This window comes from Neorhizobium petrolearium (assembly GCF_017873175.1).
Classification (GTDB): Bacteria; Pseudomonadota; Alphaproteobacteria; order Rhizobiales; family Rhizobiaceae; genus Neorhizobium; species Neorhizobium petrolearium.
This window is the reverse complement of sequence record NZ_JAGGJW010000009.1, coordinates 117997-144992: the sequence shown is the minus strand read 5'-3', so window position 1 is coordinate 144992 and position 26996 is coordinate 117997. Positions and strand designations below refer to the sequence as shown.

The following is a 26996-nucleotide window of genomic DNA, read 5'->3' as shown; positions in this document are numbered from 1 at the left end:
GGGGAAGGTGGAGACGGAAAGCGAACTCTTGAAAACGGCGTGCGAGCGGATCAACGATCTCGCCGATCCCGCCTTCATCAAGGACAGCGCCCTCGCTTACGTGGCGGTGAATGCGGCCTATGCGTGCCTCTTTGGTCTGGATCCGAGCGAATTCGCCGGCACGGTGAGCCGCAGTCTCTCCGGCGCGGCGGAAGACGCCGACCGTAGGGAAAAGGAATGCCGAGCGATCGTCTTCGGTACGGACGAAACGGCGCTCTGCTTCGATCGCTCCGGTTCAGTGCGCCATGAGATCCACATCGAGCGTTTTCTGACGGAAAACGATCATACCTATCTGTTCGGCACGTTCTCTGCGGTTTCGGACCCGGGATCGGCCTTCGAGCGCGAGCACGATGCCGTGCCCTTCAATGGAAGGGACATGGAGCCGATTTCATTCTTTAATAACGCGCTTCTCGACGACGCCCTCGACATGCTTGAGATGGGCATCGGCATCTACGACAAGAACGATGCTCTCCTTTACTGCAATTCCCAACTCATCGATTATCTGTCGTCCATTTCGGTGGACATCAAGCCCGGTATCACGCTCAGAGAAGTTCTCGGTTATGCCTATGACCGGCGGCAACGCCTGTCCCCCCAGAGCCTGGGCGCCAACCCGCCGGACAAGGCGGCTTGGATCGCCGAACGGATGAAGCCCTTTGAGCTTCCCTATTCGGAAAGCGTCGACCAGCTTTCCGACGGGCGATGGCTTCGCAGCATCAACAAGCGGCTGGAAAACGGCCTTCTGATCGCTATCCGCCACGACGTGACGGAGTTCAAGGAGCAGGAAATGCTCCTGCGCACGCAGGTTTCGGAGACGGGCCTGTTCCGGGCCGTGCTCGAGGATCTGCCGGTGCCGGTCTTCGTTCGCAACAGCGACCGTCAGCTCACCTATGCGAACGCCGCCTACGAGACGATGTTGGGCAGCCCGCGAGAACATTTCCTCGGCAAGACCGAGACGGAGATGTTCCCGGACGCGGCCGATCGCTTCCGTCTTGAAAACGACCGGGTCATGCAAGGCGAGGACATCGACAAGTCGGAGGACGTCAGGTTTCCCGATGGCTCCACGATCCCCGTCATCACCCGCCTGCGCCGTATCACCACCCAGGACGGTGCGCATCATCTCGTCGGCTCCCGCACGGATGTTTCCCTCATCAAGGAGGCGCAGAAAAAGGCGGAGAAGCTCGGCCGGGACCTGCAGACGATCCTGCATGCCATACCGGTCGGTATCGCGATACTCGATGACAAGTTCCTGTTCGAATATGCCAACCCGGCCTTCTATTCTTTCTGGGACGCCGGAGAACAGGTAGACCTGCCGGGGCGCTCTTATCGTGAGTTCCTCAAGATCAATTTCGACCACGGCATTTATGCCGGTTCGACTCAAAGTTTCGACGAGATCTACGAAGAGCGCGTCGCTGCGCTGAGGGAAAATCACGAGGGGCCGCCGATCGAGGTAAAGAGCCGCAACAGCCGTACCCTCGTTATCTCGCACACACGGCTCTCCGGCGACAAGACGCTGCTCACCTATATGGACATTACCGCCATCCGCAGGCGCGAGCAGGAGATTCACGAGGCTCGCGCCGCGCTCGAACAGCACGGCGCGCTGATGCGCGATGCGACAAGCGCTATGTCGCAGGGGCTGCTCATCCTGCACGATGGCGAAATCATCTTCTCCAACGATGCTCTGCCCCACATGCTCGATATGCCGGCCGATATGGCCGCGCCGGGAAGGCAGTGGCGCGAGATCTTCCGCTATTGCGTCAAGCGCGGCGATCTCGGCTCGCCGGAGGAAGCAGCGGAAACGCTGAGGTCGTGGGACGAAAATGTCTCAGCCGGCCGGCCGGTTCACGCCTCCTTCCGGATCGACGGCCGCAAGTGGATTCAGGTGGAGGCGAACATCACCGGCAGTGATCATTGGCTGGCGATCTTCACCGATGTCACCGAGATGAAGGAACGGGAAGAGGACCTGACGCGGCTCCTGCAGCGGGCCGAAGCGGCCGATCGGGCGAAGTCCGAATTCCTCGCCAATATGAGCCACGAAATCCGCACGCCCATGAACGGCGTGCTCGGCATGGCGGAGCTGCTCGCAAAGTCCAATCTCGACACCCGTCAGAAGACTTTTATCGACATCATCGTCAAGTCCGGCAATGCGCTGCTCACCATCATCAACGATATTCTGGACTTCTCCAAGATCGACGCCGGACAGATGAAGCTGAGGAAAGCTCCATTCGATCCGGTCGAGGCGATCGAGGATGTGGCAACGCTGCTCTCCTCGTCCGCCGCCGAGAAGGATATCGAGCTCATCGTCCGCGGCGATGTTTCCGTCCGCGAGACGGTTCTGGGCGATGCCGGCCGTTTCCGCCAGATCATCACCAATCTCGTCGGCAATGCGGTGAAGTTCACCGAAAAGGGCCACGTCTTTATCGACCTGATGTCGAAACCGATCGGGCCGGGCGAGATGATGCTCTCGGTCCGCATCGAGGATACCGGCCTCGGTATTCCCGGCGAGAAGTTGAAGTCGGTTTTCGAGAAGTTTTCTCAGGTGGATTCGTCCTCCACTCGCCGCCACGAAGGCACTGGCCTCGGGCTTGCCATCACCGCCGGCCTCACGGAGCTGTTCGGCGGTCATATCGAGGTGGAGAGCGAACTCGGTCGCGGATCGGTCTTTACGGTGCATCTGCCGTTCCAGGTGGTCAGCGAACGTAACATCCAGACATCGCTGCCGATCAACACGAGCGGCGCGCGCGTTCTCGTGGTCGACGACAATGCCGTCAACCGCCGCATCCTGACGGAGCAGCTCAGCATGTGGGGCTTCGACACGGTCGCCACCGAGAGCGGAGCCGAGGGGCTGGCGATCATCCGGGAAGCCGCCCGGATTGGCTTTGTCCTGGATGTCATCGTGCTCGACTATCACATGCCGGAGATGAACGGCCTCGATTTCGCGCGCCATATGCGACGCGATCCGCGCTTCGACGGCACCGGCGTCATCTTCCTGACTTCGATGGACATGGCTGGCGACGACAGCATGTTCGCCGCGCTCAACATCCAGGCCCATCTGATGAAGCCGGCCCGCGCCAACCTCCTGCGCAGCACGATCATCGACGTGGTCCGCTCGATCCGCACCAAACGGCGCGCATTGGAGAATCTGCCGGTCTCCGCCCGGCCGAGGCCAGCCGCAGCCGTTACGTCGGTCGCGCAGACCTCAACGGCCGCTAGCGATCCCGCTTCGGTATCGGCATCCTCTTCGAAACCGGTGTTTACCGAGGAGCCGGTTTCCACCTCGCCGGTGCACCCGACCGCGACGCTCGACGTGCTGGTCGCCGAGGACAACGAGGTCAACCAGATCGTCTTCACACAGATCCTGCAGACGACGGGCTGGCTTTTCCAGATTGTCAAGAACGGAGCGGAAGCGGTGAATGCCTGGAAGGAGCATGATCCGGCGGTGATCCTCATGGACGTGTCCATGCCCGTCATGAACGGCCATCAGGCGACCCGGAAGATCCGTGAAATGGAACAGGAAACCGGCACCCATACGCCGATCATCGGGGTTACGGCGCATGCGCTCGAAAGCGACCGGGAACTCTGCCTGCAGGCAGGCATGGACGACTATCTTTCCAAGCCGATCAGCCCGGAAGCGCTGGAAGCCAAGATCCGCAGCTGGCTTGGCGGGGCGGTGGTGACGTCGGTTTCGAACTGACGGAAGTTCCAGCTCTTGCCGGCGATGCGGCTGGTACTATTGTTGGCCGACGACGATCCGGAAACCAACACTGCAGGATATCCCATGAAACTCGGCTTCATCGGCACAGGCGCGCTCACATCAGCGATCGTCACCGGGCTAAAATCAGTACCCGACAATTCCGTATCGGTTCTCTTGTCGCCTCGTAATGAGGAGATCGCGGCCAATCTGGCTTCTCGCTATCCGGATGTGCGGGTTGCGACCGACAATCAGGCCGTGCTCGACAACTGCGATACTGTCATGCTGGCGGTCCGGCCGCAGATTGCGCGTGACGTCCTTTCTAAGTTGCGGTTCCGTCCCGATCACCATGTCGTCAGCTTGATCGCCACCATGTCCCGCGAGGAAATCACGGCTTTGATCGCGCCTGTCGCGCAGGTTACGAAGGCGCTTCCCATGCCCATGATCGCTCACCGCCAGGGGGCGACGATCATTTATCCGCCCGATCCTCGCGCGGCGTCATTGTTCGGCATCCTGGCAAAGGTAATTGAAGTTGAGGAGCCGAGCGAATTCGATGCGCTCAGCGTGGTTACCGCGACATTCGCCACCTATTTCAAATATCTCGACACGATCCACGCCTGGCTGACCGACCGTGGCGTTGCGGATTCGAGCGCGCGCGATTATGTCGTCACGCTCTACAAGGCTCTGGCAAACGCTCCAGAAACAGCGCCGGATGCAGGTTTCATGCATCTCGCTGAGGAATATGCAACGCGCGGCGGGATCAACGAGCAGATCCTGCGCGAACTCATCGCCCGGGACGTCTTCGATATATTCGCAGAAAGCCTGGATGGCGTGCACCGGCGCATTACGGTGCGCGATTAAAATCCGGTTCCCCGCGCGGGAAGATCATTTCTTCCCGCACAGCATTTCACGCTTGCCTGCGAAGCCCGGACGGCGTTCAACCGTAAAACCGGCAGCCTGAAGGTTGCGCCGTACGAAACCGGCCGCGGCATAGGTGCCGAAAGTACCGCCGGGCGCGGTCTTCTCATGGAGCGCCTGTATCAGTTCTGGCGACCACATGTCGCGATTGCGCGAAGGTGCGAAACCGTCGAGGAACCAGGCGTTGAAGCCGGGTTCGGCGCCTTTGACGCCTTCGAACGCCGGACCGCAGATCACCGTCAGTCGCGTTTGGTCATCCATCTGGAGATCGACATTACCGGTCGGAGCATCCGGCCAAGCGGCGGCGAGCGCCTGGCGCTCCGCATCGATCTCCGGCCAGCGGGAAAGCGCCCGGTCGATCTCCTCGCGTTTCATCGGATAGAGCTCGAAGGACATGAAATGCAGCCGCGCGCCCGGTGTGCGGAAGAGTTTCCACTGCCGCCAGGTCTCGCAGAAGTTCAAGCCGGTGCCGAAACCGAGCTCTCCGATACGAAAGTCCCCCTCCGGTGACTTTTCCTGCGACCAGCGTTCCGGCAAGCCATTGCCGGCGAGGAAGACGTGACCGCATTCCAGCCTGCCGTCGGTGCGGCAATAAAAGTGATCGCCAAACTCTTTCGAATACGGCATATCGCCGTCGTGCCAGTCCAGCGTCTGAAAGTCCGGCGCCTGGCCGGCGGTAACAAGCATTTCGGGATCACGGTCGCTCATGGGACATGCGGATAATCCTGCCGGCTCAAGGGGTCAATCGCGTTTTGACGGTCAATCTTGTGATATTCCTCCACGCGCCGATCTCGTCATTCTCGGCGGCGGCATCATGGGCCTCTGGGCGGCGATGAAGGCCGAACGGCTGGGCATCGAGACCGTGCTTGTCGATGCCGGCCGATTGGGGCAGGGGGCGAGCGGCGGGCTGCTCGGCGCGCTGATGCCGCATATGCCGGACAGGTGGAACGACAAGAAGCAGTTCCAGTTCGACGCGCTGCTTTCCCTCGAAGGCGAGATCGCCCGGATCGAGGCGGCGACCGGCATCGCCTGCGGCTACCGCCGTTGCGGCCGGCTGATCCCGCTGCCGAAACCGCATCTGCGGACGATCGCACTCCGCCACTCGCAGGACGCCGAAACCGCATGGCATCATGGCGACCGCCGTTTCCACTGGCATGTCATCGATCGTCCACAGCTGGAAGGCTGGCCGGATGCCTCCTTTACCGAGGCAGGCCTCGTCCACGACACGTTTGCGGCGCGCGTTTCGCCCCGCAACCTGACCTCGGCGCTTGTCACCTTTCTGCGTTCCGCAAGACATGTCCGGATCGTCGAGGGCGTCGGCGCGGAGTTGATCGAACCCGCGATGAGCAAAATTGTCTTCACGGGCGGCGAAAGCATCACCTTCGGCCATTGCATCGTTGCCGCTGGCCATCGGTCCTTCCCGCTCATCGAAGCGATCTCGCCGCCGCTGCCACGTCCGATCGGCCAGCCGGTCAAGGGGCAGGCGGCGCTGCTTGCGGCCGATATCGACCCTGCGCTGCCGGTCATTTTCCTGAACGGCCTCTATGTCGTCGCCCATGAAGGCGGCCATGTTGCGGTCGGCAGCACCAGCGAAGAGACGTTCGAGGACGCTTTTGCGACCGATGCGCTGCTCGACGATCTTATCGTCCGCGCCCGGGCGCTCGTACCGGCCTTGAAGGATGCGCCGGTGATCGAGCGCTGGGCGGGGCTGCGCCCCAAGGCGATCGATCGCGATCCCATGCTCGGGCCGCACCCCGACCATCCGAACGTGATTGCTCTCACAGGTGGTTTCAAGGTGAGCTTCGGGCTCGCTCATGGACTGGCGGAAGCGGCGCTCGACGCCGCGAGTTCCCGTGAAATGCGGATTCCTGCGTCATTTACGCTCACCAGTCATCTCGAAATGGCTTCGCGTTAAACGCGAACTTTTCGTCGTCCTCGTCGTTAATCTGTCACGCAAATCACTTAACCCCTCCGCAGGGATTGTTGAGCAATGCGTAAAACAGCAGGGTCCGGGAAGGAAGCACGAGAAGGTGACGCATGCGCTATGCCATTCATTTCACACCCCCGGCTCATGATCCGCTGACGCTGGCCGCGGCACAGTGGCTCGGCCGCAACGCCTTCTCCGGCGAGGCGATGGAGCCGCCTGCGATCCGCGGTATCGGCATCCACGACATCGCCTTCAACACGGCGCTGCCGCGCCGCTACGGTTTCCATGCGACGCTGAAAGCGCCGTTCCGACTCGCTCCCGGCATCACCGAACCGATGCTGCTGCGGCACCTGATGCGTTTTGCTGGCGCGCACAGTCCGTTCGAACTGCCCGGGCTGGAAGTGGTGCGCCTGGGGAATTTCTTCGGCCTGGCGCCGGTGGTCCCGTCGGAAGCTATGCGCTTCCTCGCCGCGTCCGTGGTACAGGAATTCGACGTCTTTCGCGCACCGCTTTCAGAAGCCGAGCTGGAGCGCAGCGATCCCGGCGATCTCTCCGCGTCGCAATTCGCCAACCTCCACCGTTGGGGCTACCCTTACGTCATGGACGAGTTCCGCTTTCATATGACGCTCACCGGTCCGCTTTCGGCTGCCGACCTGCCGCGTTTCGAACGGGCGCTGCGCGACTATTTCGATCCCTACCTGAAGAGGCTGGTCGAGGTCGTCAATCTCGCGCTTTTCATCGAGGAAGAGCCGGGTGCCCCTTTCCTGGTGCATTCGCTGCATCCGATGGGCCGGGTGAGTGCGCGCAAGATCGCCTGATCACTTTTGTTCAAGAAGCGGGCGGGCGGATCTGTTATGTTTCTCCGATGGAGAATATCTCGCAGCAACAGGCCGCCGATTACATGCCGCTGGCGAAAGCGGAGACAACCCGCTTCTGGCGGGACAACCGTTTTGGCGGCATGGAATGCCTGAGCGCGACGTTCCTGACCCATGAATTCGCCCCGCATGCGCATGATACTTTCAGCATAGGCGCGATCGAGAAAGGCATGCAGATCGCTACCATCGGCGGCACGCGCGAAGCCTCGGGGCCTGGCGACCTCTATCTCATCAATCCCGGCGAGATCCATGACGGCGCACCGAAGGACGGTGGCTATCGCTACCGTATGATCTATCCGGACATGTCGCTTTTCCGTGAAGTCCTGGAGGATGTTACGGGAAAACCCTTCAATGGCACACCCGCCTTTGGCAAGCAGATCCTGCATGATCAGGCACTGGCAGACGCTTTCCATGAAGCACATCGCACACTGGAGGAGGGAGCCGGTGCGCTGGAGACGAGCCAGCCGATGTTCATCGTGCTCGATGCCATGTTCCGCCGGCACGGCAGTTCGATCATTGTCCCGACCGATACATCCGAACGGTCCGCCGTACACCAGGCCCGCGATTATCTGGTGGAACATTATGCGACCGATATCGGCCTCGAAGAGCTTGCCGCCGTCGCAGGCCTCAGCCGCGCGCACCTGATCCGGGCCTTCCGCAGAGAGTTCCATATCACGCCGCATTCCTTCCTGACTGACATCCGCATCCGCGAGGCGCGCAAGCGCTTGCAGGAAGGCGGGCAGCCAGCCGAGATCGCGCTCGAATGCGGTTTCGCCGACCAGGCCCATTTCACCCGGCATTTCAAGGCACGCACGGGTTTGACACCGGGGCAATATCGCGCTCGCTGATCACTTTCGTTCAAGACGGCTCTTTGCCACGATTCTATCACCTTCGCTCCCATCGGAGGTTTTGGACGTGAATGAGAATGCCAGGCTTCAGCAGTTCTTCGGCGGCATGCGGGCGATATCGCCGCTGATCGCCGCGGTGATCCCGATCGGCCTCGTCTTCGGCGCGGTGGCGGCCACCAAGGGCCTGACGCCCGCCGAAGCTGGCCTCATGAGTGCGTTGGTTTTCGCCGGCGGTTCGCAATTCGTAGCGATGGACATCTGGACGCATCCGGCCTCCTGGGCGGGCGTCGGGTTCGCGGCGCTGCTCGTCAATATCCGCCATGTGCTGATGAGCGCTTCGCTCGGCACCAAGATGGGAGAATTCGGCCCGCGTGCGCGATATGTCGCGATGCTGTTCCTCGCCGACGAAATCTGGGCCATGGCGGAATTCCGGGCCGGCGCCGCGAGACTTACGCCTTTCTGGTTCGCCGGCCTTGTCGCGCCTTTCTATCTCGCCTGGATTTTTTCCGGTATCGCCGGTGCGGCGCTCGGGGCTTTCCTCGGCGATCCGGTGACGCTCGGGCTCGACTTCGCGTTCCCGGCAGTCTTCATCGTGCTGATCATGGGCTTCTGGAAGGGATCGGAGACAGGCGCAGTCCTGCTCGCCAGCGGCGCTGCCGCCGTCTTCACCCAGCATTTCGTCCCGGGCGTGTGGTACATCGCGGCGGGTGCGGTTGCGGGCTTGCTTGCCGCCATCGTCAACGGGGGCCGCCGTGGCGTGGAGGCAATGCCATGACTGTCGATTTCGCGACCCTTCTTGCTATCCTGGCTATGGCTGCGGCGACCGTTCTAACCCGCGTCAGCGGCCTTCTCCTGCTCCGTCATGTCCCGCTCGGAGGCAATGCCAGAAAGGCGATCGAATCGATTCCGCCCGCCGTGCTGATGGCGGTGGTCGCGCCGACCGCTTTCGCCACGGGAATTGCCGAAACAATCGCCTGTGCCGTGACTGCTTTTGCGGCATTGCGCCTGCCGATGCTCGTTTCCGTGGCACTCGGTGTCGCCTCGGTCGCTATCCTCCGGGCGGTCGGCACCTGATGGACGTTTCGGTCTCGACATCCGCGGAAAGGGTGCGCTACCGTCCGGCATCACATGTCCGGGGTGAATTCGATGCAGGCAAAAGACTATCCGCGCGACCTCGTCGGCTATGGCCGCAATATTCCCGATCCGAAATGGCCGGGCGGCGCCAATATCGCCGTTCAGTTCGTGATCAATTACGAAGAAGGCGGCGAAAGCTCGATCCTCGACGGCGATCCGGCATCGGAATCGCTGCTGTCGGAAATCGTTGGCGCCGCACCATGGCCCGGCCAGCGCAACCTCAACATGGAATCGATCTACGAATACGGCTCGCGCGCCGGCTTCTGGCGGCTGTGGCGCCTGTTCACCGAACTTAAGGTGCAGGCGACTGTCTATGGCGTGACGCTCGCCATGGCCCGTAACCCGGAAGCGGTCGCCGCCATGAAGGAAGCGGGCTGGGAAATCGCCAGCCATGGCTACCGCTGGCTCGAATACAAGGATTTCCCTGAGGATGTCGAGCGCCAGCATATTACCGAAGCCGTACGGCTGCATACCGAGCTCACCGGCGAACGTCCCTACGGCCTGTACCAGGGCAAGCCGTCTGGCAACACGCTCAGGCTCGTCATGGAGGAGGGGGGCTTCCTCTATTCCTCCGACAGCTATGCGGACGATCTGCCCTATTGGGTGCCGGGGCCGGACGGCAAGCCGTTTCTCATCATCCCCTACGCGCTCGAAACCAACGACATGCGCTTTGCGACGCCGCAGGGCTTCAATGCCGGCGATCAGTTCTTCAACTACCTGAAGGATGCCTTCGACGTGCTTTATCGGGAGGGCAGTGAAGGCAGCCCGAAGATGATGAATATCGGCCTGCACTGCCGCCTCGTCGGCCGGCCGGGCCGCGTGGCAGCACTTCGCCGCTTCATGGAATACGTGCTTTCCCATGACAAGGTCTGGATACCGCAGCGCATCGAGATTGCCAGACATTGGCATGAGCACCACAAGCCGGCAGGTGCCCTGTGAGCGCGCGTGCCGATTTTATTGCCAAGTTCGGCGGTGTCTTCGAACATTCGCCTTTCATCGCCGAGCGCGCCTATGACGCCGGCTTGATCCTGGTGCCATTGACCGCCAAGGGCATCCACGATGCGTTTGTCTCGATCTTCCGCAAGGCGAGCCATGAGGAGCGGCTCGGCGTATTGCGCGCTCATCCAGATCTTGCCGGAAAGCTTGCCATCGCCGGCGACCTGACCGAGGACAGCAGGCAGGAACAGGCGGGCGCCGGGCTCGATCGCCTCACCGCTGCCGAACACGCCCGCTTCACCGAACTCAACAATGCCTATACGGAAAAATTCGGCTTTCCCTTCATCATCGCCGTAAAGGGCCTGGACAGGCACGACATCCTTGCCGCCTTCGAAAAACGCATCCACAACAGCGCCGAGGAGGAGTTCGCGACCGCCACGGCTCAGGTCGAGCGAATTGCGCTTCTGCGCCTGCAATCCATGTTTCCGGAGAAATGAATGACCGAGACGACCGACAACAGCCTGCCATCCTTCGCGATCGGCGCGATCAACCTCGCCTCAGCGCGTCTCGGCGCCAAGGGTCTCTACACGACCGACGAATTCTTCGCGCCGCTGGAGCGCATGCTTCAGGACGCGCCGGCGAGTTTCGACCCGGACCTTTACGACGACAACGGCAAATACATGGACGGCTGGGAAAGCCGCCGCAAGCGCGTGCCCGGCCACGACTTCGCGATCGTGAGACTTGCAATGCCCGGCCGCATCTTCGGCTTCGACGTCGACACCAGCTATTTCACCGGCAACTATCCGCCACATTGCTCGATCGAGGCGGCATATGTCGGGGACGGTGATCCGACCGATGCGACCATCTGGACGGAAATCCTGGCAAAGTCGCCGCTCGGGCCGAGCGCGCATCATTTCTTCGAGAATGCCGGCAAGGAGAAGATCTGGACGCATTTGCGTTTGCATATCTATCCTGACGGCGGGATCGCTCGGTTGCGCGTCTACGGTTCGGCGCATTTCGATTGGGCCAAGGTCGGCACGACGCAAGAGATCGACCTGGCCTACATTTTCCATGGCGCAAAATCGCTCGCCTGGTCGGACGCCCATTACGGCCACCCGGACAAGATGCTGGGGCCGGGGCGTGGCGACAACATGGGCGACGGCTGGGAAACCAAGCGCCGCCGTGGACCGGGTCACGACTGGGCGGTCATCCGCCTCGGCCATCCGGGCATCGTCAAGCGCATCATTGTCGACACGCATTTCTTCAAAGGCAATTTCCCGGATACGTGTGAACTGCTCGGCGCTTACCTGCCGGAGTTAGGCGACACGCTTTCCGAGGCGGAGATTGCCGCATCTGAGAACTGGAAGCCGATCCTGCCACGGCAGAAGCTGCAGATGGATCATATCCACGAATATGGCGCGGGCGTCGTTGCTGATATCGGCCCGGTTACCCATGTGCGCTACGCCATGCATCCGGACGGCGGGACGATGCGGCTCAGGCTCTACGGCACGAAGGCGTGAGTTCTTTCCTCGATATCTTCCGTAGCCTATATTGACGGCGTCAGGAGTGACGCCGTCATGAGACCATCGGAAGTGCTGGAAAAGAACCGGGAGGCGATCCGCGAAGCGACGAAGCGCTTCAACGCGGCAAACCCGCGCGTCTTCGGTTCAGTGGCGCGGGGAGAGGACCGACCGGACAGCGACCTCGATATCCTCGTGGATGCGCTTCCGGGAACGACATTGTTCGATCTGGGTGGTTTGCAGGACACGTTGGAGACGCTTCTCCGTGTGAAGGTCGATCTCGTGACCTCGGGTGGCATCCGGAAATCCATGCGGGACCGGATTCTGTTGGAAGCCAGAGCCATATGAGTGGGGATCGTCTGAAGGAATATCTCGAACAGATGCGATCCGCCGCCCTTCAGGCCTGCGAGTTCGTGGCCGGCATGGAAAGGGAGGCATTCCTCATCGATGTGCGAACGCAGATGGCCGTTGGCATGGCATTGATCCTGATCGGCGAAAGTGCTTCGAGAATCATGGCACATCATCCGGACTTCCCTGTCGATCATCCGGAAATTCCCTGGTCGAAGATCAGAGGCATGCGCAATTTCGTCGTCCATGACTACTACGAGCTGGAACTCCCCATTGTCTTCGACACCGTGAAGATCTCTCTGCCAGTATTGATTTCCCAGCTCGATTCTCTCCACAACTGGCATGCGCAGGGCGAATAACGAGGGAATGAATTGACCGAATATCTCGAAATCCACCCCCTCACCAAAGACGCCTTCGCGCCCTTCGGCGATGTAATCGAGCCAGATCCGGCGACCCTGAAAATGATCAACAACGGCACGACCGAGCGCTATCATGCGCTGGCGACCCCAGTGGTTTCAGGTGAGGGCTCGCATGTTGTGATCAGCCTTTTCCGGGCTCAGCCACGGCAATTCCCCTACGCGATCACCATGATGGAGCGGCATCCTCTCGGCAGCCAGAGCTTTTCGCCGCTGTCCGGCAAGCCGTTTCTCCTTGCGGTCTCGGAAGACGTCGAGGGACGGCCAGGTATGCCGAAAGTGTTTCTCGCCAAGGCCGGGCAGGGCATCAACTATGGCATCAATATCTGGCACCATCCGCTGATGGCGCTTGGCGCGGTCAGCGATTTCCTGGTGGCGGACCGGGACGGTCCCGGCAACAATCTGGAAGAGTTCTTCTTCGACACACCTTTCCTCATTGCGGAGCCCAGCCTATGACCGGCCTCACCACCCATGTGCTCGATACCGCGCGCGGCACGCCTGCCGAGGGATTGACGATCGATCTCTACCGGCTGACGGACGACAGACGCGAGAAGATCAGGACGGTGACGACAAATTCTGACGGTCGTGTCGACGGCGGGCCGATTCTGGTTGGTGAGACTTTTGTCGCCGGCGAATACGAGCTTGTGTTTCACGCAGGCGACTATCTTCGCGCTGGCGGCGCGAAGCTTACCGAACCTGCCTTCCTCGACGTGATCCCGATCCGCTTCGGCATTTCGGACACGACGGCGCATTACCATGTGCCGCTGCTCCTTTCGCCCTACGGGTATTCGACCTATCGGGGAAGCTGATGCGTTTTGCCGCGATTGCCGACATTCATGGAAATTGCGCGGCGCTGCAGGCGGTGCTGGAAGATATCGCCGTGCTCGGCATCCGGGACATCGTCAACCTCGGCGACTGCTTCAGCGGTCCCCTGGAGGCAGGACAAACCGCCGATCTGATGTTGCTGCTCGACATGAATGCCGCCCTGACGGTGCGGGGCAATCACGACCGCTATCTCATCGAAACGCCGGCCGTTGCTCTTGCGCCTTCGGATGCCCATGCGCACGCGCAGCTTGCGCATCGCCATCTCGATTGGCTACGCAAGCTGCCGTTCAGTACCATCTACTTGGACGAGGTTTTCCTCTGCCATGCGACGCCGCGGGACGACAATGTCTATTGGCTGGAACAGGTGTCGCCGGCGGGCCATATCTTCCTGAAACCGCTCGAAGAGATCGAGGCCTTGGCCGATGGCATTGAGCAACCGCTGATTCTCTGCGGCCACAGCCATATCCCCCGTGCGGTCCATCTTTCGGACGGCCGGCTGATCGTCAATCCCGGCAGCGTCGGCTGCCCGGCCTATGATGACGACAAGCCGTTCTTCCACAAGGTGGAGACAGGCCATGCCATGGCCTCCTACGCCGTTTTGGAAAAGACCGCATCTGGCTGGGTGCCGCAGTTCCACAACGTACCGTACGACCATATGGCGATGTCGCGGCTTGCGGCGGAGAACGACCGTCCCGACTGGGCCATGGCGCTGGCCTTGGGGCGCGTGGGGTAAGGTCAGGCAGCCGTGCCGCGCTCGATTTCGTGTCGGGCGGCGCGTGCCGGAAAGCCGGAGCGGGAAAGGCCGTTCGCCTCTGCAAAGCGATCGATCAACTGCACGGTTTTCACGGCGTATCGTTTGATGAAACCTTTCGGCAACCCTTGCTCATGATACTTCTCTCCGATTCGACAGGAGAGATTCTGATGGCCCAATCGCGCGGAAAATCCGGTTCACGGCGCAAAGGCGGCAAGCGCGCGTCGAAAAGCTCAGGCTCGTCGCTCTGGCCGTGGCTGTCCGCACTTCTGGTGGTCGGCGGCGGCATCGCGCTTTACGACAATTCGGCTGCCGCGCGGCGGTTCGTCGCCAGCCTGACGTCCGGGAAACCGGTGCAAGTTGCTGCGAAGCCCGCATCGGCGCCCGCTAGGCCGGAGCCGCCGAAGCCAGTGGCCGTAGTTGCTCACCGGCCGGTGACATCGAAGCCGGCGATGTTGCCGGATGAAAACCATACGGCCGCGATCATTCCGCCGGCGCCGATCGGCAAGCCTACGGCAAGTGACGTGCCCAGAACGACCGAAGCACCGAAAACAGGCGAAGAGCTCGCCGGCGCCTATGAGGCGAAATTCTATCTCTGCGGCACGGCCAAACAAGACGATTGCGTCGTCTCCGCCGATCGTTTCGTCTTCCATGGGCAGAAGATCCGCCTCGTCGGCATCGAGGTGCCGGACATCAAGAAGCCGAACTGCGAGGAGGAGCGGATCAAAGCCAGCGATGCGGAACTGCGCGTGCGCGCCTTCCTCGATTCCGGGCCGTTCGAGCTTGTCACCTGGCAAGGCAATAACGCGGAGGTCGACGGCCATAAGCTGCGGCAGGTCACACGGAACGGTATTTCGCTATCGGACATTCTCGTCCGAGAGGGCCTTGCGCGCCGGCCGGGAACCAGGGGTGGGTGGTGCTCGACCGGTCGCTCGTAAAGCCGGGGATCAGAAAGGGACGTTTGCCAGAATACTGCGGTCCACAGTCTGGATGTCCCGCTTGCCGCAAAGCGCCATGGTGATATCCAACTCGTTACGGATGATATCGAGCGCGGCGGTGACGCCGTCCTTGCCCATGGCACCGAGACCATAGAGGAAGGGGCGGCCGATATAGGTGCCCCGTGCGCCAAGCGCTACGGCTTTCAGAACGTCCTGGCCCGAGCGGATGCCGCCGTCCACGTGGACTTCGATCCGGTCGCCGACGGCATCGACGATCTTCGGCAACATGCTGATCGAGGAGGGAGCGCCGTCGAGCTGGCGGCCGCCATGGTTGGAGACGATGATCGCGTCCGCCCCGGTATCGGCTGCGGCGCGCGCATCCTCTTCATCGAGAATGCCCTTGATGATCAGCTTGCCGCCCCACAGGTCCTTGATCCAGCGGATGTCGTCCCAGGAGAGCTTTGGATCGAACTGTTCGGCAGTCCAGGCACCGAGCGAGGAGAGGTCGGAGACGTTGCTTGCATGGCCGACGATATTGCCGAATTCGCGGCGCTTGGTGCCGAGCATTTCCAGGCACCATTGCGGGCGGGTGGCAAGCTGCATGAAGCTCTTCAGCGTCCATTTCGGCGGCGCCGCCAGGCCGTTGCGCAGGTCCTTGTGGCGTTGGCCGAGGATCTGCAAGTCGGCGGTAACGACCAGTGCAGAGCACTTTGCGGCCTTGGCACGGCCGATCAGCCGCTCCACGAAACCGCGATCCTTCATCACGTAGAGCTGAAACCAGAACGGCTTGGACGTCACGGAAGCAACGTCCTCGATCGAGCAAATGCTCATCGTCGAAAGCGTGAACGGAACGCCAAATTCCTCCGCGGCCTTCGCAGCCAGCATTTCACCGTCGGCATGCTGCATGCCGGTCATGCCGGTCGGGGCCAGCGCCACGGGCATCATTGCCTTTTCGCCGATCATCGTGGTTTCGAGCGTACGGTTGGTCATGTCGACCAGCACGCGCTGGCGCAGCTTGATCTTTGCAAAGTCGTCCTCGTTGGCCCGGTACGTGCTCTCTGTCCAGGCGCCGCTGTCCGCATAATCGAAGAACATCTTTGGCACGCGCCGACGGGCCAGGATTTTCAGATCTGCGATGGTCAGCGGTTTGGACATGGTTTGAACTTCCTCCGGAATGTTCCGGAGAACTATCACATCCGAAGCCCATCGCCAGCGGAAACATCAGCTTGATACCGGATTTCCAACCTTTGCAGCGGCCTGTTTCAGTTGCGCATGACCCAGCGGATCGCCGCGACGGTGGCAAAGCCCATCAGCGGCCAGATTGCCCAGAAAGTTCCCTGCCATGACAGGAGGTTAATGCCGACAAGGCCGATGCCGATGATCGCCAGGCTTGTCATGTGCTGGTCAAAGCGGTCCTGCAGCCGCGCCATGATCACACCGGCGGTGACGGCGAGGGCGAGGATCGGCCAGGCGGCCCAGAAGACGCCTTGCCAGGTGAGTGCGTTGACGATGACCAGGACTGCCGCGGCGATGGCGAAAATGCTGAGACGCTTGCCGACCTTCGACGGTGACGTGGTTGGCCGCGGTCCGTGATCGATTGCGGCGGCGGCAGTTTGCCGGGCGGCGGATGCCGGCGGCGCCGCTGCTTCGCCGATGCGGACGGAGTAGCTCGGGATCGCTTCCGAGACATTCTTCACCGTCAACGGGCCGAGAAAATCGAAGCCGACCGGCACCTTGTTGCGGACCTGATCATAGACGGTGCTGGAAATGACGATGCCGCCGGCTGGCGCGGAGGCCTGCAGGCGGGCTGCGATATTGACGCCATCGCCGTAGATGTCCGTCCCCTCGAGGATAACGTCGCCGAGATTGATGCCGATGCGGAAAAGCATCTGTTCCGCAGCCGGTTTTGCGGCATTGAAGCCTGAAAGCTCCGTCTGCACGTCGACTGCGGTGCGCACTGCCTCGACCACGCTCGGAAAGTCGGCAATCAACCCATCGCCCCAGGTATTGACGATGCGGCCGCCATGGGCCGCGATCAGGCCGGACATGGCATCGCGGTAGCGCTTCAGCGTCGCAAGCGTGCCTTCCTCGTCGGAACCCATCAGGCGGGTGTAGTCCTGCACGTCGGCGGAGAAGATGGTTGTCAACTTGCGCTGCGTCTCACTCATGCTTCCTCCGCATCACATGGGCACTCCGCGTGCCGTCAGAGCGCCGTCTTCATCGCATTGCCTGCCACATAGGTCTGGACCACGGCGCGGTCGTCGCCCATGGTCTGGAGCAGGAAAAGTTCTTCCGGCAGGGTCTTCACCGTTTCCATGCGCAGCTTCATCGCCGGCGTCGCGGTAGCGTCCAGGACGATGAGGTCGGCTGCCGTGCCGGGCTCCAGCGTGCCGATATCTCCCACCATGGACAGTGCCTCTGCATTGCCGCGTGTCACCAGGTAGAAGCTTTCCAGCGGATTGAGGCGTTCGCCAAGCAACTGCTGGATCTTATAGGCCTCATCCATCGTTCGCAGCATCGAATAGCTCGACCCGCCGCCGATATCGGTCGCCACCGCCACGCGCACCGGCTTTTCGCGCCGCATCAGCGCCTTCATGGGAAAGAGGCCGGAGCCGAGGAAGAGGTTCGAGGTCGGACAGTGGACCGCCACCGCGCCAGCCTCAGACAGCGCATCCGCTTCGCGCTCGGAGAGGTGGATCGCGTGACCGAGCAACGTTTTCGACCCGAGCAATCCGTAATGGGCGTAGACGTCCGTATAGTCCTTCGCCTGTGGATAGAGTTCCAGCGTATAGCGAATCTCGTCGTGGTTCTCGGAAAGATGCGTCTGGATGTGAAGGTCCGGAAATTCTTCGGCCAGCGCCTGCGCCGCTCTCATCTGCGCCGGCGTCGAGGTGATCGCGAAACGCGGCGTGATCGCCACGTGGTTTCGCCCCTTGCCGTGCCAGTCGGCGATCACAGCCCGAGTCTCGTCATAACTCATCTCGGGCGTGTCGAGCAGGCCCTGAGGGGCGTTGCGGTCCATCATCACCTTGCCGCCGACCATGCACATTCCGCGCTTCAGCGCTTGAGCGAAGAAGGCGTCCGCTGAGGTTTTATGGACCGAGCAATAGGCGACGGCCGTCGTCGTGCCGTGGCGGATGAGCTCATCGTAGAAGTGGGTTGCGATCCGTGCCGCATGGTCGGTTTCCACGAACCGGCACTCCTCCGGGAAAGTATAGCTGTTCAGCCATTCGAGCAGGTTTGCGGCATAGGAGGCGATCACCTGCATTTGCGGAAAATGCAGGTGCATGTCGATGAAACCCGGCAGGATGAGATGCGGCCGGTGGTCGATCTCCTCGATGCCTTCAGGTGCGCTCGACCTCACCGCAGCATAGTCGCCGAAGGCTGCAATCCTGCCATCCGTGACCAACAGTGCGCCGTCGTGCTCATAAGCATAACTCTCCGTGTCGGTGAGGCTGAGCGGTGCCCGCTTGAAGGAGATGAGCCGCCCGCGGATCAGCTTTTCGGTCATTCGGATATCGCGCTTTCGTACCAGGCCGTGATGAGCTTCCGCTCCTCCGGCGAAATATCGGTGACATTGCCGGGCGGCATGGCATGGCTCCGGCCTGCCTGGATATAGATTTCCCGTGCGTGGGTGGCAATCTCCCGGTCGGTTTCAAGCTTCACGGATTTCGGCGTGAAATTGATACCCTCCCAGACAGGTTCGGCCGCATGACACATGGAACATCGCGCCTGCACGACATCGCGGGCAGCACCGAAATGGGCATTGGACGCAAATCTCTGTTCCATGGATGTCATGGGGGGCGTCATCGAAGTTTCCGTCTCGCCGGTCAGCACCTTCGGCACGGTCGAGAGCCAGATGATTGCGATGAAGAGGATCACCGTCACCAGCCAGGTCCAGGTCGGCTTGCCCTTCCGTGCATGGGTCGTGTTGAACCAGTGCCTTATCGTCACGCCCATCAGGAAGACGAGTGCCGCGATCACCCAGTTGAATGCGGTCGCAAAGGCCAGCGGATAGTGGTTCGACAGCATGAAGAAGATGACGGGCAGCGTCAGGTAGTTGTTGTGGAGCGAGCGCTGCTTGGCGATCACGCCGTATTTCGGATCGGGCGTGCGGCCGGCGATCAGGTCCGCCACCACTACCTTCTGGTTCGGGATGATGATGAAGAAGACGTTGGCTGACATGATTGTCGCCGTGAAGGCGCCGAGATGCAGGAAGGCGGCCCGGCCGGAGAAGACCTGCGTATAGCCCCAGGCCATGGCGACCAGCGCCACATAAAGCACCGCCATCAGGCCCCAGGTGTTCCGGCCGATCGGCGATTTGCAGAGCTGGTCGTAGAAGATCCAGCCGACCGCCAGCGAGGCGAGCGAGAGCGCGATCGCCTGCCAGGGCGCAAGCTCCATCACCGTGCGGTCGATCAGGAAAAGGTCGGCACCGCCGTAATAGACGATACAGAGCATCAGGAAACCGGAAAGCCAGGTGAAATAGCTCTCGTATTTGAACCAGGTGAGATGTTCCGGCATTTCGGCCGGTGCCACCAGGTATTTCTGGACATGGTAGAAACCGCCGCCATGCACCTGCCATTCCTCGCCATGGACGCCGGCCGGCAGGTGGGGGCGCTTCACCAGGCCGAGGTCGAGTGCGATGAAATAGAAGGAGGAGCCGATCCAGGCGATCCCCGTGATGACATGGAACCAGCGGGCGGCGAAGCTCAGCCACTCCCAGGCGACGGCATATTCATACATTCAGTCTTCCCCTTTTTGCCCCCCGACTCATAACCTTGCGAGAAAAAACGGAAAGAGGAAAGCGGTTCTCGCGGAACATTTTTGTCCGGTCGGGAACCTGATGGGACGAAACCGAGTTTTCCGCGCACGCCCTCAGAATTTCACAATTGTCGAATGTACTTATTTGTGCATTGCAAAATTTGGGGGTTAGCCGGCTAAGGCGACTCACGTAATTTAGCAAATGCGAGTCAACCGGCGGTGTCCGGGTATTGCGTGAAGGGCTCTCGCCGGGGATGGCATTCATCAACGGAGACTAAGCTCATGCGTGGTATTCTGATGGGTATGGTGATTGCGTTTGTGTCTTGTGTATATGCCGGATCGGCAGCAGCCCACGAGGCGCATAGCCCGAAGGGCGTGACTTGGAAATATGACGGATTCTGCTGCAACGGGGACAATATGACCGGCGATTGCCAGATGATTTCGACCAAGAACGTCAAGATCATCAAGGGTGGTTATGAAATCTCTCTCGGGCCGGGCGACCACCGGCTGATCACCCGGCCGCATCATTTCATGCTGCCTCAGAGCCAGGCGCGCCGCAGCCAGGATGAAGAATATCACCTCTGCCTTTATCCGACCGAGGACACGTTACGGTGCTTCTATGCGCCTGACATGAGTTACTGAAAGGGCGAATTTGCGGGTGTGACGCGGTTTGCACCCGAAAATTGCACTGGTGAAAAACTGACCGCTAGTCCCTGAAGGTCGGCATGGTCTTTCGCATGAAATCGCGGAAGGCGCGGATTTTCCGGGAGTTCCTGCGGGTTTGCGGATAAACGAGCCAGTAGTCGGTTCCGTCATCACTCAACAGATCGAACGGCTGGATCAGTCTGCCGAGCGCCACATCGTCGGTGTAGAATTCAGGTTTGAGAATGGCGACGCCATGGCCGGCGATCGCTGCTGCCGCCTCGAAGGCCTGCGCGCCGAACTTGCTGCTGGGACGGCCGCCGAGATCGACATCAGGCATGCCTGCTGCCGTAAACCAGATGCGCCACCACGGATCGCCGGGATCGATGATCCTGAGCTTCAGCAGATCCTCTGGCGTTTTTACCCCTCCGATCGTCGCCGCAAGCTCCGGGCTCAGCATCGGCGAAAAATGGCTCTTCATCAGGGAATGCGACCTCAGGCCCGGCCAATCGCCCTTGCCGGTGCGGATTGCAACGTCGGCTTCGGTTCTTGCGAAATCGATCATCTCGTGTGACGTCTCGAGTCTGACCGCGATGCCGGGATTTTCCAACTGGAACGTTCCCAGATGTCGCGCCAGCCAGCGTGCGGCAAAGGTCGCGGTCGAATGGATGATCAGCGTGCCTTCCGAAGTGTCCCTAAGGTTGGTGATCGCCTCGCTCATGATGCCGAAGGCCTCGGTGATCCTCGGAGCCAGGCGTTCGCCTGCTTCCGTCAGCGTCACCTGCCGCGGCCGGCGCAGAAAGAGCGGCTCGCCGATCGTGTCCTCCAGAAGCTTGATCTGGTAACTCACCGCTGTCTGGGTGAGGCCCAGTTCCTCGCCGGCCTTGGTGAAGCTCATCTGCCGGGCAGCGGATTCGAATACGCGCAAGGCATTCAGCGGGAACTGCTTTGACATCTTCATGGATGAGTTCTCTTGATCCATAGAGGCGGTAATTCGATTGGATTACCGTCATCCCATGGCGCACATTACCTCCACAACGAACCTATGGAAACGGGTTTATCCTGTTGGAGGTCAACAATGTTTTCTATAACCCACATGCATTTCGGGCGGTTTCTGCCGCATGTTTCTCTTAGCGAGCTGATCAGCCGCAGGCTTTCCACGCATCAAAACAATGTCGATTTGGACGAGATGCCGGAAAGCTGGAAGCGCGATATCGGTATGCTCGATGGTCGGGACCGCCGCGGCCCACCGGACGAAGGCGCGTTCCAGGCAACGCGGATGATATACACGCAGCGGAGCCTATGAGACATGGCGGCAGATCATCGTGCCGCCGGTGGAGCAAGGTCGCCCGGCGCGGCGGCCAGATCCCGCGCGACGGCCGCCTGCAGCCAGGCGGTGAAGGCCTTGACCTTGGCCGTGTTCTTTCGCGCCGGAGGATAACAGAGCCAGTAGGTCTTGGTGTCGCTGAGAGCGAGATCGAAGGGCTGCACCAGGCGTCCCGAGGTCAGCTCGGCCTTGAAGAGGAAGGGACTCAGCATCGCAACCCCATGGCCGGCAATCGCCGCATTCGCCTCCAGATCGAGCGCACCATAGGCGTCGAGCTGCATCTGCCGGATCCCGACTGGATCAAGGCCGGCGGCCTGGAACCAATCGTTCCACAGGCCTTTGCCGTTCGAGATCCAGGGCGGCTTCATCAGGTCAGCGGGAGTGTTTATGCCCCCGACACTCTCGGCGAGCTGCGGATTGAGCATCGGCGCATAGGTCAGGCGCAATATCGGGTGGCAGATCAATCCGTCCCATGGGTTTGCGCCGATGCGAATGGCGACGTCGCTTGGTTGCGGATATTCCGCATCCGGAGCGCCGCCGCGCACGAGACGTACGGCGATATGCGGATGTTCGAGCTGAAACTCTCCGATATGGCGCGCCAGCCAGTGAGAGGCGAAGGTCGGCGGGGAGTGGATTTCGAGCGTTTCTTCCGTCGCGCCACGCGCCGCTTGCACCGCTTCCGACAGAAGCGAAAAGGCTTCCGAGACTTTTGGCAGCAGGCCGCGGCCGGTTTCGGTGAGCTGCAATGCCCGCGGCGTGCGGATGAAAACCGCGTCGCCGAGATAGTCTTCGAGAAGCTTGATCTGGTAGCTGACGGCGGTCTGGGTCATCCCGAGTTCTTCCGCCGCGCGGGTGAAATTTTCCAGGCGGGCGACCACCTCGAAGACCCGGAGCGCATTCAGCGGAAAACGTCGCGACAGTTTCATCGATAAGCTCTCTTTATCGCTACCCACCGTATTTGAATTGGAATTCATCGGCAATCCGTCGCATCTATCATTCCATCCAGGAGCGCAATGCATCCGAACGGGTGCGCCAGAGCCGCTCTCATCCTCTGAACCGAGGCATCGTGCCTGCGGGAATTCATCCCGGTTTCCGGCCGATGTCGAGCAACCTTATTTATGATGTGGAGCAAACCATGCTGTCCGCAAGCGTTCAAACTGCGTCCTTGAAACCCGACCCTCTGCAGTCCGGCGGGTTTGATATCCTGTGGCGCGCGATCGGTCGTTTCATCCGGCGCGTCGTCCACTGCGGCGCACGGCGCGCGCCGGCTTTGCCGGAGGAGCTGCACGGCGACGTCGGGTTTGGCGAGAGCCTGCCTTTCGATCGCGAAGCCGCTTTCTGGGAGGCCCGGCGGCGCTCAGGCGCTCGGGATCTGCCGCTTTGATGTTTGTTGCCTTGAGACCTGCGGCTCCTTTGTGGCATAGGTTTCCAGCAGCTCGGCCGCGACCAGGGCCGCGATGACGGCGGGACGCTTGTCCTTCACCGCATCGCCGCCGATCGGCAGCACGAGGCGCGAGAGCATTTTCTCGTCACCGCCCTCCCGCTTCAGCCAGTTCGCAAACGTGGCGCGCTTGGTGGCCGAGCCGATCATGCCGACATAGGCGAGATCGGGTCGGGCAAGCGCTTCCTTGGCGATCAGGAAATCCAGCGCATGGTCATGGGTGAGGATGATCGCCGCACCGCCTTCGGGAATGGTTTTCACGAAGGCTTCCGGCATGGCGGTCAGATGTTTTGTGGCGTCCTCGGCCAGGTCTTCCAGCGCCTCGGCGCGGGTCTCGATCACCGTCACGGCAAAGGGCAGGGGCGACAGCGCCCTGGCAAGCGCCTGGCCCACATGGCCGGAGCCGAACAGGACGATCGACGGCCGTTCTTCTTCCTCGTTACGCAGTTTTCGTTCGAGCTTTTCGATGATCTGGGATGTGACGGGCGTGAAGGAAAGCTTGGTCCGCCCGCCGCAACATTGGCCGATCTCGGGGCCGAGCGGGATATCCATCATCGCCTCTCCACCATCCGACAGCATCGCGCGGGCGTTGTCGATCGCCATATATTCGAACTGCCCGCCGCCGATCGTCCCCCAGATCGCCGTCTCCGCCACCAGCATGAAGGCACCCACCTCCCGTGGCGTAGAACCCTTCGTCTCTGTGACCTCGACCAGGATCGTGCGGGGGTGAGTGGTGATGAAGTCGGAGAGGGGGAGGTCATGCATGGTTGAGCCGAGTTCCCAAATGAAGCTTACGAACCAGGCTGATCAGCGCCTGCCTCGAACGCATCGGCAAATTTTAATACACCGTGCGGCGATGGGCCAGAGAACACAATTCGCTGCACGTAGCGGCGATCCAGATCGCCATAAGCGAGCAGGCCATCACTCTCAAAACCGGACCCCCGATAGACTTCGGGATTGCCGATCAAAGCGCAACCGGCCGCACCGCGTTCCTTCAACCTCTTCAATCCTTCAATGATAAGTGCCTTTCCGATGCCCTGGCGCTGTCTTTCCGGCTGCACGGATATCGGGCCAAGACCAAACCAGCCTCCATGGACACCATCGATGGTGACCGGCGAGAAGGCGACATGGCCTATGACCACGCCACCCTCTTCGGCAACCAGAGACAAAGTGAGGTCACCCGAACTGCGCAGCGCGCGAATGATCGGAGCCTCCGATCCGTTGCTGTATGGCATCGGTGCGAAAGCCGTTGCCGTCAACTCGTGGATCGCGTCTTCGTCGCTGGGGAGCTCGGCCCGGATCAGCAAGGTCTGTGTCTCACTCCATCGCCTTCAGCCGTTCGACCGCCATCAGTACGCGTTCGGGCGTGGCCGGTGCGTCGAGGCGCGGGCAGACGGAATAGTCAGCGACGCTTGCCACCGCCATAGAGATCGCCTCGAGGACCGAGATTGCCAGCATGAAGGGCGGCTCGCCGACCGCCTTGGAGCGGCCGATCGTCGGTTCGGTATTCTCCGACCACTCCGCGAGCTTCACGTTAAAGATCTTCGGCCGGTCGGAGGCGAGCGGGATCTTGTAGGTCGACGGCGCATGGGTCCTCAGCCGCCCCCTTGCATCCCACCACAGTTCCTCGGTCGTCAGCCAGCCCATGCCCTGTATGAATCCACCCTCGATCTGGCCGATGTCGATCGCCGGGTTCAAGGATTTGCCGACATCGTGGAGGATGTCGGTACGCTCGACGAGATATTCGCCGGTCAGCGTGTCGACCGACACTTCCGAAGCCGCGGCGCCATAAGCGAAATAGTAGAAAGGCCGGCCGCGCCCGGCCTGGCGGTCCCAGTGAATCTTGGGCGTCTTGTAGAAGCCCGTGGCGGAAAGCTGCACACGGTCGTAATAGGCGGCCCGAACGAGCGTGTCGAAGGGTACGATTTCGCTGCCGATCCGCACCCGGTTCGGAAGGAACTCGATCTGTTCACGCGCCACTTTCCATTGCCGCACGGCGAACTGGATCAGCCGCTCCTTGAGCTGGCGCGCTGCATCATAGGCTGCCATGCCGTTGAGATCCGAGCCGGAAGAGGCGGCGGTGGCAGAGGTGTTCGGCACCTTGCCGGTCGTCGTTGCGGTGATCTTCACCCGGTCGATATCGACCTGGAACGTGTTGGCCACCACCTGAGCCACCTTGGTGTAGAGGCCCTGGCCCATTTCGGTGCCGCCATGGTTCAGATGGATCGAACCGTCGTTATAGATATGCACCAGCGCGCCCGCCTGATTATAGGCGGTCATGGTGAATGAAATGCCGAATTTCACCGGCGTCAGCGCAATGCCCTTGCGGATCACCGGGCTGTTTTCATTGAACTCGAGGATTGCCTGTCGCCGGGCCTGATAATCGGACGAGGCCTCCAGCTCCTCGACAATGCGGGCGACAATATTGTCTTCGACTTCCTGATGGTAGGGGGTTACCGTCCGCCCGGAACCCCGCTGGCCGTAGAAATTCAGCTTGCGGATCTCAAGCGGGTCCTTGCCGACGGCATAGGCGATCTCCTCGATGATCCGCTCGCCGCCGACCATGCCCTGCGGGCCGCCGAAACCGCGGAACGCGGTATTGGAGACAGTGTGGGTCTTGAGCGGCTGCGAGGTGAGGCGAACATGCGGATAATAGTAGCTGGAATCCGCGTGGAAGAGGGCGCGGTCGGTCACGGGGCCGGAGAGGTCGGCGGAAAAGCCGCAACGTGCCGTGTAGGTGGCGTCGACGGCGTGGATCAGTCCCTCTTCGCTAAAGGCGACGTCATAGTCGACGCGGAAATCGTGCCGCTTGCCGGTGATCGACATATCCTCGTCGCGGTCGGGACGGAATTTCACCGCCCGCTTCAGTTTCCTGGCGGCGACCGCCGCAAGTGCGGCAAACTGGTTTCCCTGCGTTTCCTTGCCGCCGAAACCGCCGCCCATGCGCCGGGTCTGGACCGTCACCGCATTGTTGGCGACGCCCAAAACATGCGCCACCATGTGCTGTACCTCGCTCGGATGCTGGGTGGAGGACCAGACGGTCACTTCGTCGTCTTCGCCGGGTATCGCCATGGCGATATGGCTTTCCAGGTAAAAATGTTCCTGGCCGCCGATATACATGTGACCCTGGACGCGCAGCGGCGCCTTCTCGATCTCCGTTTCCGGCTCGCCACGTTTCAGCGTCATCGGTTCGATGACGTTTGGCGCGTTGTTCGCGCGGGCGGTGTCGATATCGGTCCAGTGCGGCAGGTCGCGATATTCGATATGGGCAAGCTTTACGGCCCGGCGGGCCTGGTCGCGTGTCTCCGCGATGACGGCAAAGATCGGCTGGCCGTGGAACTGCACCTCGGCCGTGGCAAGCAGGGGCTCGTCATGCTGGCCAGTGGAGGCGACGTCGTTGAAGCCCGGGATGTCTTCTGCCGTCATCACCCAGACGACACCCGGTGCGGCCTTCACGGCGGAAAGGTCGATCGAGACGATTTCCGCATGCGCCCGGTCGGAGAGGCCGAGGCCACCGTGCAGTGTGCCCGCAGGTTCCGGAATATCATCGATATATTCGGCACTTCCGGTGACATGCTTATGTGCGGAGTCATGTTTCAGCGCCGCATGCATCGGGCCGTTGATGACAGATTTGGTCTCGAAGGTCGACTTGTCCATCA

At 61.2% G+C, this 26996-nt stretch carries 30 protein-coding genes; 19 read left to right on the top strand and 11 right to left on the bottom strand.

The genetic code is table 11. From position 1 onward, the window contains the following. The first annotated feature begins 7 nt into the window (after nt 1-7). Both J2046_RS18285 and J2046_RS18280 read left to right on the top strand, forming a co-directional pair. Nucleotides 8-3730, top strand: coding sequence for a PAS domain-containing hybrid sensor histidine kinase/response regulator (locus J2046_RS18285; RefSeq protein WP_210054260.1), 3723 nt, complete (start codon nt 8-10; stop codon nt 3728-3730). Between the two features lie 84 nt (nt 3731-3814). Continuing rightward, nucleotides 3815-4588, top strand: a complete 774-nt coding sequence (locus J2046_RS18280; protein WP_210054258.1) for a pyrroline-5-carboxylate reductase — start codon at nt 3815-3817, stop codon at nt 4586-4588. A gap of 24 nt (nt 4589-4612) precedes the next feature. Here the strand turns inward: J2046_RS18280 and mnmD are convergent, their stop codons facing one another. After that, on the bottom strand, nt 4613-5353 hold the full coding sequence (mnmD, locus tag J2046_RS18275) for a tRNA (5-methylaminomethyl-2-thiouridine)(34)-methyltransferase MnmD (protein ID WP_210054255.1): 741 nt from the start codon (nt 5351-5353) through the stop codon (nt 4613-4615). On the opposite strand from mnmD, the gene J2046_RS18270 reads away from it, so the two are divergent. From J2046_RS18270 to J2046_RS18210, 13 genes are all read left to right on the top strand, one after another. Then, complete coding sequence (locus J2046_RS18270; protein WP_210054253.1) at nt 5352-6560, top strand: NAD(P)/FAD-dependent oxidoreductase; 1209 nt, start codon at nt 5352-5354, stop codon at nt 6558-6560. The genes mnmD and J2046_RS18270 overlap by 2 nt on opposite strands. A gap of 122 nt (nt 6561-6682) precedes the next feature. After that, on the top strand, nt 6683-7390 hold the full coding sequence (locus tag J2046_RS18265; protein ID WP_210054251.1) for a DUF1045 domain-containing protein: 708 nt from the start codon (nt 6683-6685) through the stop codon (nt 7388-7390). Between the two features lie 47 nt (nt 7391-7437). Next, complete coding sequence (locus tag J2046_RS18260; protein WP_210054249.1) at nt 7438-8295, top strand: AraC family transcriptional regulator; 858 nt, start codon at nt 7438-7440, stop codon at nt 8293-8295. 106 nt (nt 8296-8401) lie between these two features. Beyond that, nucleotides 8402-9070 carry an AzlC family ABC transporter permease gene (locus J2046_RS18255; protein ID WP_210054532.1) on the top strand — a complete coding sequence of 223 codons (669 nt, stop codon included), beginning with the start codon at nt 8402-8404 and terminating at the stop codon, nt 9068-9070. Beyond that, nucleotides 9067-9369 (top strand): AzlD family protein, encoded by a 303-nt coding sequence (locus J2046_RS18250; protein WP_210054247.1) that lies wholly within the window; start codon nt 9067-9069, stop codon nt 9367-9369. The genes J2046_RS18255 and J2046_RS18250 overlap by 4 nt, the downstream gene beginning before the upstream one ends. A 72-nt stretch (nt 9370-9441) precedes the next feature. After that, complete coding sequence (gene puuE / locus J2046_RS18245; RefSeq protein ID WP_210054245.1) at nt 9442-10368, top strand: allantoinase PuuE; 927 nt, start codon at nt 9442-9444, stop codon at nt 10366-10368. Then, complete coding sequence (uraD, locus tag J2046_RS18240; RefSeq protein ID WP_210054243.1) at nt 10365-10862, top strand: 2-oxo-4-hydroxy-4-carboxy-5-ureidoimidazoline decarboxylase; 498 nt, start codon at nt 10365-10367, stop codon at nt 10860-10862. The genes puuE and uraD overlap by 4 nt, the downstream gene beginning before the upstream one ends. Continuing rightward, the gene (alc, locus tag J2046_RS18235; protein WP_210054242.1) at nt 10863-11885 is read left to right on the top strand and encodes an allantoicase; all 1023 of its coding nucleotides are present in this window, start codon (nt 10863-10865) and stop codon (nt 11883-11885) included. A 57-nt stretch (nt 11886-11942) separates the two neighbouring features. Then, nucleotides 11943-12233: a nucleotidyltransferase family protein gene (locus J2046_RS18230; RefSeq protein ID WP_210054240.1), complete on the top strand. Its 291-nt coding sequence runs from the start codon at nt 11943-11945 to the stop codon at nt 12231-12233. Further along, complete coding sequence (locus J2046_RS18225) at nt 12230-12592, top strand: HepT-like ribonuclease domain-containing protein (protein ID WP_210054238.1); 363 nt, start codon at nt 12230-12232, stop codon at nt 12590-12592. The genes J2046_RS18230 and J2046_RS18225 overlap by 4 nt, the downstream gene beginning before the upstream one ends. A gap of 12 nt (nt 12593-12604) precedes the next feature. After that, a complete protein-coding gene (locus J2046_RS18220; RefSeq protein WP_210054235.1) occupies nt 12605-13105 on the top strand; it encodes an ureidoglycolate lyase in 501 nt (166 codons plus the stop codon). Then, complete coding sequence (gene uraH, locus J2046_RS18215; protein ID WP_210054234.1) at nt 13102-13458, top strand: hydroxyisourate hydrolase; 357 nt, start codon at nt 13102-13104, stop codon at nt 13456-13458. Before J2046_RS18220 ends, uraH begins: the two co-directional genes overlap by 4 nt. Further along, nucleotides 13458-14207, top strand: a complete 750-nt coding sequence (locus tag J2046_RS18210) for a metallophosphoesterase family protein (protein WP_210054232.1) — start codon at nt 13458-13460, stop codon at nt 14205-14207. Before uraH ends, J2046_RS18210 begins: the two co-directional genes overlap by 1 nt. A 2-nt stretch (nt 14208-14209) precedes the next feature. On the opposite strand, the gene J2046_RS18205 is transcribed toward J2046_RS18210, so the two are convergent. After that, nucleotides 14210-14320 carry a type II toxin-antitoxin system HicB family antitoxin gene (locus J2046_RS18205; protein WP_233469965.1) on the bottom strand — a complete coding sequence of 37 codons (111 nt, stop codon included), beginning with the start codon at nt 14318-14320 and terminating at the stop codon, nt 14210-14212. A gap of 75 nt (nt 14321-14395) precedes the next feature. Here J2046_RS18205 and J2046_RS18200 point away from each other — a divergent pair, with 75 nt between their 5' ends. Then, on the top strand, nt 14396-15163 hold the full coding sequence (locus tag J2046_RS18200) for a hypothetical protein (protein ID WP_210054230.1): 768 nt from the start codon (nt 14396-14398) through the stop codon (nt 15161-15163). Nucleotides 15164-15172: 9 nt separating this feature from the next. On the opposite strand, the gene J2046_RS18195 is transcribed toward J2046_RS18200, so the two are convergent. The 4 genes from J2046_RS18195 to puuD form a co-directional block, all read right to left on the bottom strand. After that, nucleotides 15173-16318, bottom strand: a complete 1146-nt coding sequence (locus J2046_RS18195) for an alpha-hydroxy acid oxidase (protein ID WP_210054228.1) — start codon at nt 16316-16318, stop codon at nt 15173-15175. 107 nt (nt 16319-16425) lie between these two features. Beyond that, nucleotides 16426-17331: an adenylate/guanylate cyclase domain-containing protein gene (locus tag J2046_RS18190; protein ID WP_210054226.1), complete on the bottom strand. Its 906-nt coding sequence runs from the start codon at nt 17329-17331 to the stop codon at nt 16426-16428. A 35-nt stretch (nt 17332-17366) separates the two neighbouring features. Beyond that, nucleotides 17367-18674, bottom strand: a complete 1308-nt coding sequence (gene guaD / locus J2046_RS18185) for a guanine deaminase (protein WP_210054223.1) — start codon at nt 18672-18674, stop codon at nt 17367-17369. Next, on the bottom strand, nt 18671-19909 hold the full coding sequence (gene puuD, locus J2046_RS18180; RefSeq protein WP_210054221.1) for a urate hydroxylase PuuD: 1239 nt from the start codon (nt 19907-19909) through the stop codon (nt 18671-18673). Before puuD ends, guaD begins: the two co-directional genes overlap by 4 nt. Nucleotides 19910-20209: 300 nt before the next feature. On the opposite strand from puuD, the gene J2046_RS18175 reads away from it, so the two are divergent. Next, nucleotides 20210-20569 (top strand): hypothetical protein, encoded by a 360-nt coding sequence (locus tag J2046_RS18175; RefSeq protein ID WP_210054219.1) that lies wholly within the window; start codon nt 20210-20212, stop codon nt 20567-20569. A gap of 64 nt (nt 20570-20633) precedes the next feature. Here the strand turns inward: J2046_RS18175 and J2046_RS18170 are convergent, their stop codons facing one another. Further along, on the bottom strand, nt 20634-21530 hold the full coding sequence (locus J2046_RS18170; RefSeq protein ID WP_233469963.1) for a LysR substrate-binding domain-containing protein: 897 nt from the start codon (nt 21528-21530) through the stop codon (nt 20634-20636). Between the two features lie 117 nt (nt 21531-21647). Here J2046_RS18170 and J2046_RS18165 point away from each other — a divergent pair, with 117 nt between their 5' ends. Further along, complete coding sequence (locus J2046_RS18165; protein ID WP_210054215.1) at nt 21648-21875, top strand: hypothetical protein; 228 nt, start codon at nt 21648-21650, stop codon at nt 21873-21875. Between the two features lie 14 nt (nt 21876-21889). Here J2046_RS18165 and J2046_RS18160 read toward each other — a convergent pair whose 3' ends face one another. Beyond that, a complete protein-coding gene (locus tag J2046_RS18160; RefSeq protein WP_210054213.1) occupies nt 21890-22822 on the bottom strand; it encodes a LysR substrate-binding domain-containing protein in 933 nt (310 codons plus the stop codon). Between the two features lie 209 nt (nt 22823-23031). Here J2046_RS18160 and J2046_RS18155 point away from each other — a divergent pair, with 209 nt between their 5' ends. After that, entirely contained in the window at nt 23032-23280 is a 249-nt protein-coding gene (locus J2046_RS18155) for a hypothetical protein (protein ID WP_210054211.1), read from the top strand. Here the strand turns inward: J2046_RS18155 and xdhC are convergent. Genes xdhC through xdhB form a run of 3 tightly spaced genes read right to left on the bottom strand, consistent with a single transcriptional unit; the run spans nt 23254 to nt 26994 of the window. Further along, nucleotides 23254-24102: a xanthine dehydrogenase accessory protein XdhC gene (gene xdhC / locus J2046_RS18150; protein WP_210054209.1), complete on the bottom strand. Its 849-nt coding sequence runs from the start codon at nt 24100-24102 to the stop codon at nt 23254-23256. The two genes, J2046_RS18155 and xdhC, sit on opposite strands and share 27 nt — an antisense overlap. A 26-nt stretch (nt 24103-24128) precedes the next feature. Then, nucleotides 24129-24644, bottom strand: a complete 516-nt coding sequence (locus tag J2046_RS18145; RefSeq protein WP_210054207.1) for a GNAT family N-acetyltransferase — start codon at nt 24642-24644, stop codon at nt 24129-24131. 10 nt (nt 24645-24654) lie between these two features. Further along, nucleotides 24655-26994 carry a xanthine dehydrogenase molybdopterin binding subunit gene (gene xdhB / locus J2046_RS18140; RefSeq protein ID WP_210054205.1) on the bottom strand — a complete coding sequence of 780 codons (2340 nt, stop codon included), beginning with the start codon at nt 26992-26994 and terminating at the stop codon, nt 24655-24657. Nucleotides 26995-26996 lie beyond the last annotated feature (2 nt).

Excerpts from the sequence above, each read along its gene's own strand:
- J2046_RS18280 (WP_210054258.1), top strand. The coding sequence starts at position 3,815 with ATGAAACTCGGCTTCATCGGCACAGGCGCGCTCACATCAGCGATCGTC.
- J2046_RS18270 (WP_210054253.1), top strand. The coding sequence starts at position 5,352 with ATGGGACATGCGGATAATCCTGCCGGCTCAAGGGGTCAATCGCGTTTT.
- mnmD (WP_210054255.1), bottom strand. The coding sequence starts at position 5,353 with ATGAGCGACCGTGATCCCGAAATGCTTGTTACCGCCGGCCAGGCGCCG.
- J2046_RS18265 (WP_210054251.1), top strand. The coding sequence starts at position 6,683 with ATGCGCTATGCCATTCATTTCACACCCCCGGCTCATGATCCGCTGACG.
- J2046_RS18260 (WP_210054249.1), top strand. The coding sequence starts at position 7,438 with ATGGAGAATATCTCGCAGCAACAGGCCGCCGATTACATGCCGCTGGCG.
- J2046_RS18255 (WP_210054532.1), top strand. The coding sequence starts at position 8,402 with ATGCGGGCGATATCGCCGCTGATCGCCGCGGTGATCCCGATCGGCCTC.
- J2046_RS18250 (WP_210054247.1), top strand. The coding sequence starts at position 9,067 with ATGACTGTCGATTTCGCGACCCTTCTTGCTATCCTGGCTATGGCTGCG.
- puuE (WP_210054245.1), top strand. The coding sequence starts at position 9,442 with ATGCAGGCAAAAGACTATCCGCGCGACCTCGTCGGCTATGGCCGCAAT.
- alc (WP_210054242.1), top strand. The coding sequence starts at position 10,863 with ATGACCGAGACGACCGACAACAGCCTGCCATCCTTCGCGATCGGCGCG.
- J2046_RS18230 (WP_210054240.1), top strand. The coding sequence starts at position 11,943 with ATGAGACCATCGGAAGTGCTGGAAAAGAACCGGGAGGCGATCCGCGAA.
- J2046_RS18225 (WP_210054238.1), top strand. The coding sequence starts at position 12,230 with ATGAGTGGGGATCGTCTGAAGGAATATCTCGAACAGATGCGATCCGCC.
- uraH (WP_210054234.1), top strand. The coding sequence starts at position 13,102 with ATGACCGGCCTCACCACCCATGTGCTCGATACCGCGCGCGGCACGCCT.
- J2046_RS18210 (WP_210054232.1), top strand. The coding sequence starts at position 13,458 with ATGCGTTTTGCCGCGATTGCCGACATTCATGGAAATTGCGCGGCGCTG.
- J2046_RS18200 (WP_210054230.1), top strand. The coding sequence starts at position 14,396 with ATGGCCCAATCGCGCGGAAAATCCGGTTCACGGCGCAAAGGCGGCAAG.
- J2046_RS18195 (WP_210054228.1), bottom strand. The coding sequence starts at position 16,318 with ATGTCCAAACCGCTGACCATCGCAGATCTGAAAATCCTGGCCCGTCGG.
- J2046_RS18190 (WP_210054226.1), bottom strand. The coding sequence starts at position 17,331 with ATGAGTGAGACGCAGCGCAAGTTGACAACCATCTTCTCCGCCGACGTG.
- guaD (WP_210054223.1), bottom strand. The coding sequence starts at position 18,674 with ATGACCGAAAAGCTGATCCGCGGGCGGCTCATCTCCTTCAAGCGGGCA.
- puuD (WP_210054221.1), bottom strand. The coding sequence starts at position 19,909 with ATGTATGAATATGCCGTCGCCTGGGAGTGGCTGAGCTTCGCCGCCCGC.
- J2046_RS18175 (WP_210054219.1), top strand. The coding sequence starts at position 20,210 with ATGCGTGGTATTCTGATGGGTATGGTGATTGCGTTTGTGTCTTGTGTA.
- J2046_RS18170 (WP_233469963.1), bottom strand. The coding sequence starts at position 21,530 with ATGAAGATGTCAAAGCAGTTCCCGCTGAATGCCTTGCGCGTATTCGAA.
- J2046_RS18165 (WP_210054215.1), top strand. The coding sequence starts at position 21,648 with ATGTTTTCTATAACCCACATGCATTTCGGGCGGTTTCTGCCGCATGTT.
- J2046_RS18160 (WP_210054213.1), bottom strand. The coding sequence starts at position 22,822 with ATGAAACTGTCGCGACGTTTTCCGCTGAATGCGCTCCGGGTCTTCGAG.
- J2046_RS18155 (WP_210054211.1), top strand. The coding sequence starts at position 23,032 with ATGCTGTCCGCAAGCGTTCAAACTGCGTCCTTGAAACCCGACCCTCTG.
- xdhC (WP_210054209.1), bottom strand. The coding sequence starts at position 24,102 with ATGCATGACCTCCCCCTCTCCGACTTCATCACCACTCACCCCCGCACG.
- xdhB (WP_210054205.1), bottom strand. The coding sequence starts at position 26,994 with ATGGACAAGTCGACCTTCGAGACCAAATCTGTCATCAACGGCCCGATG.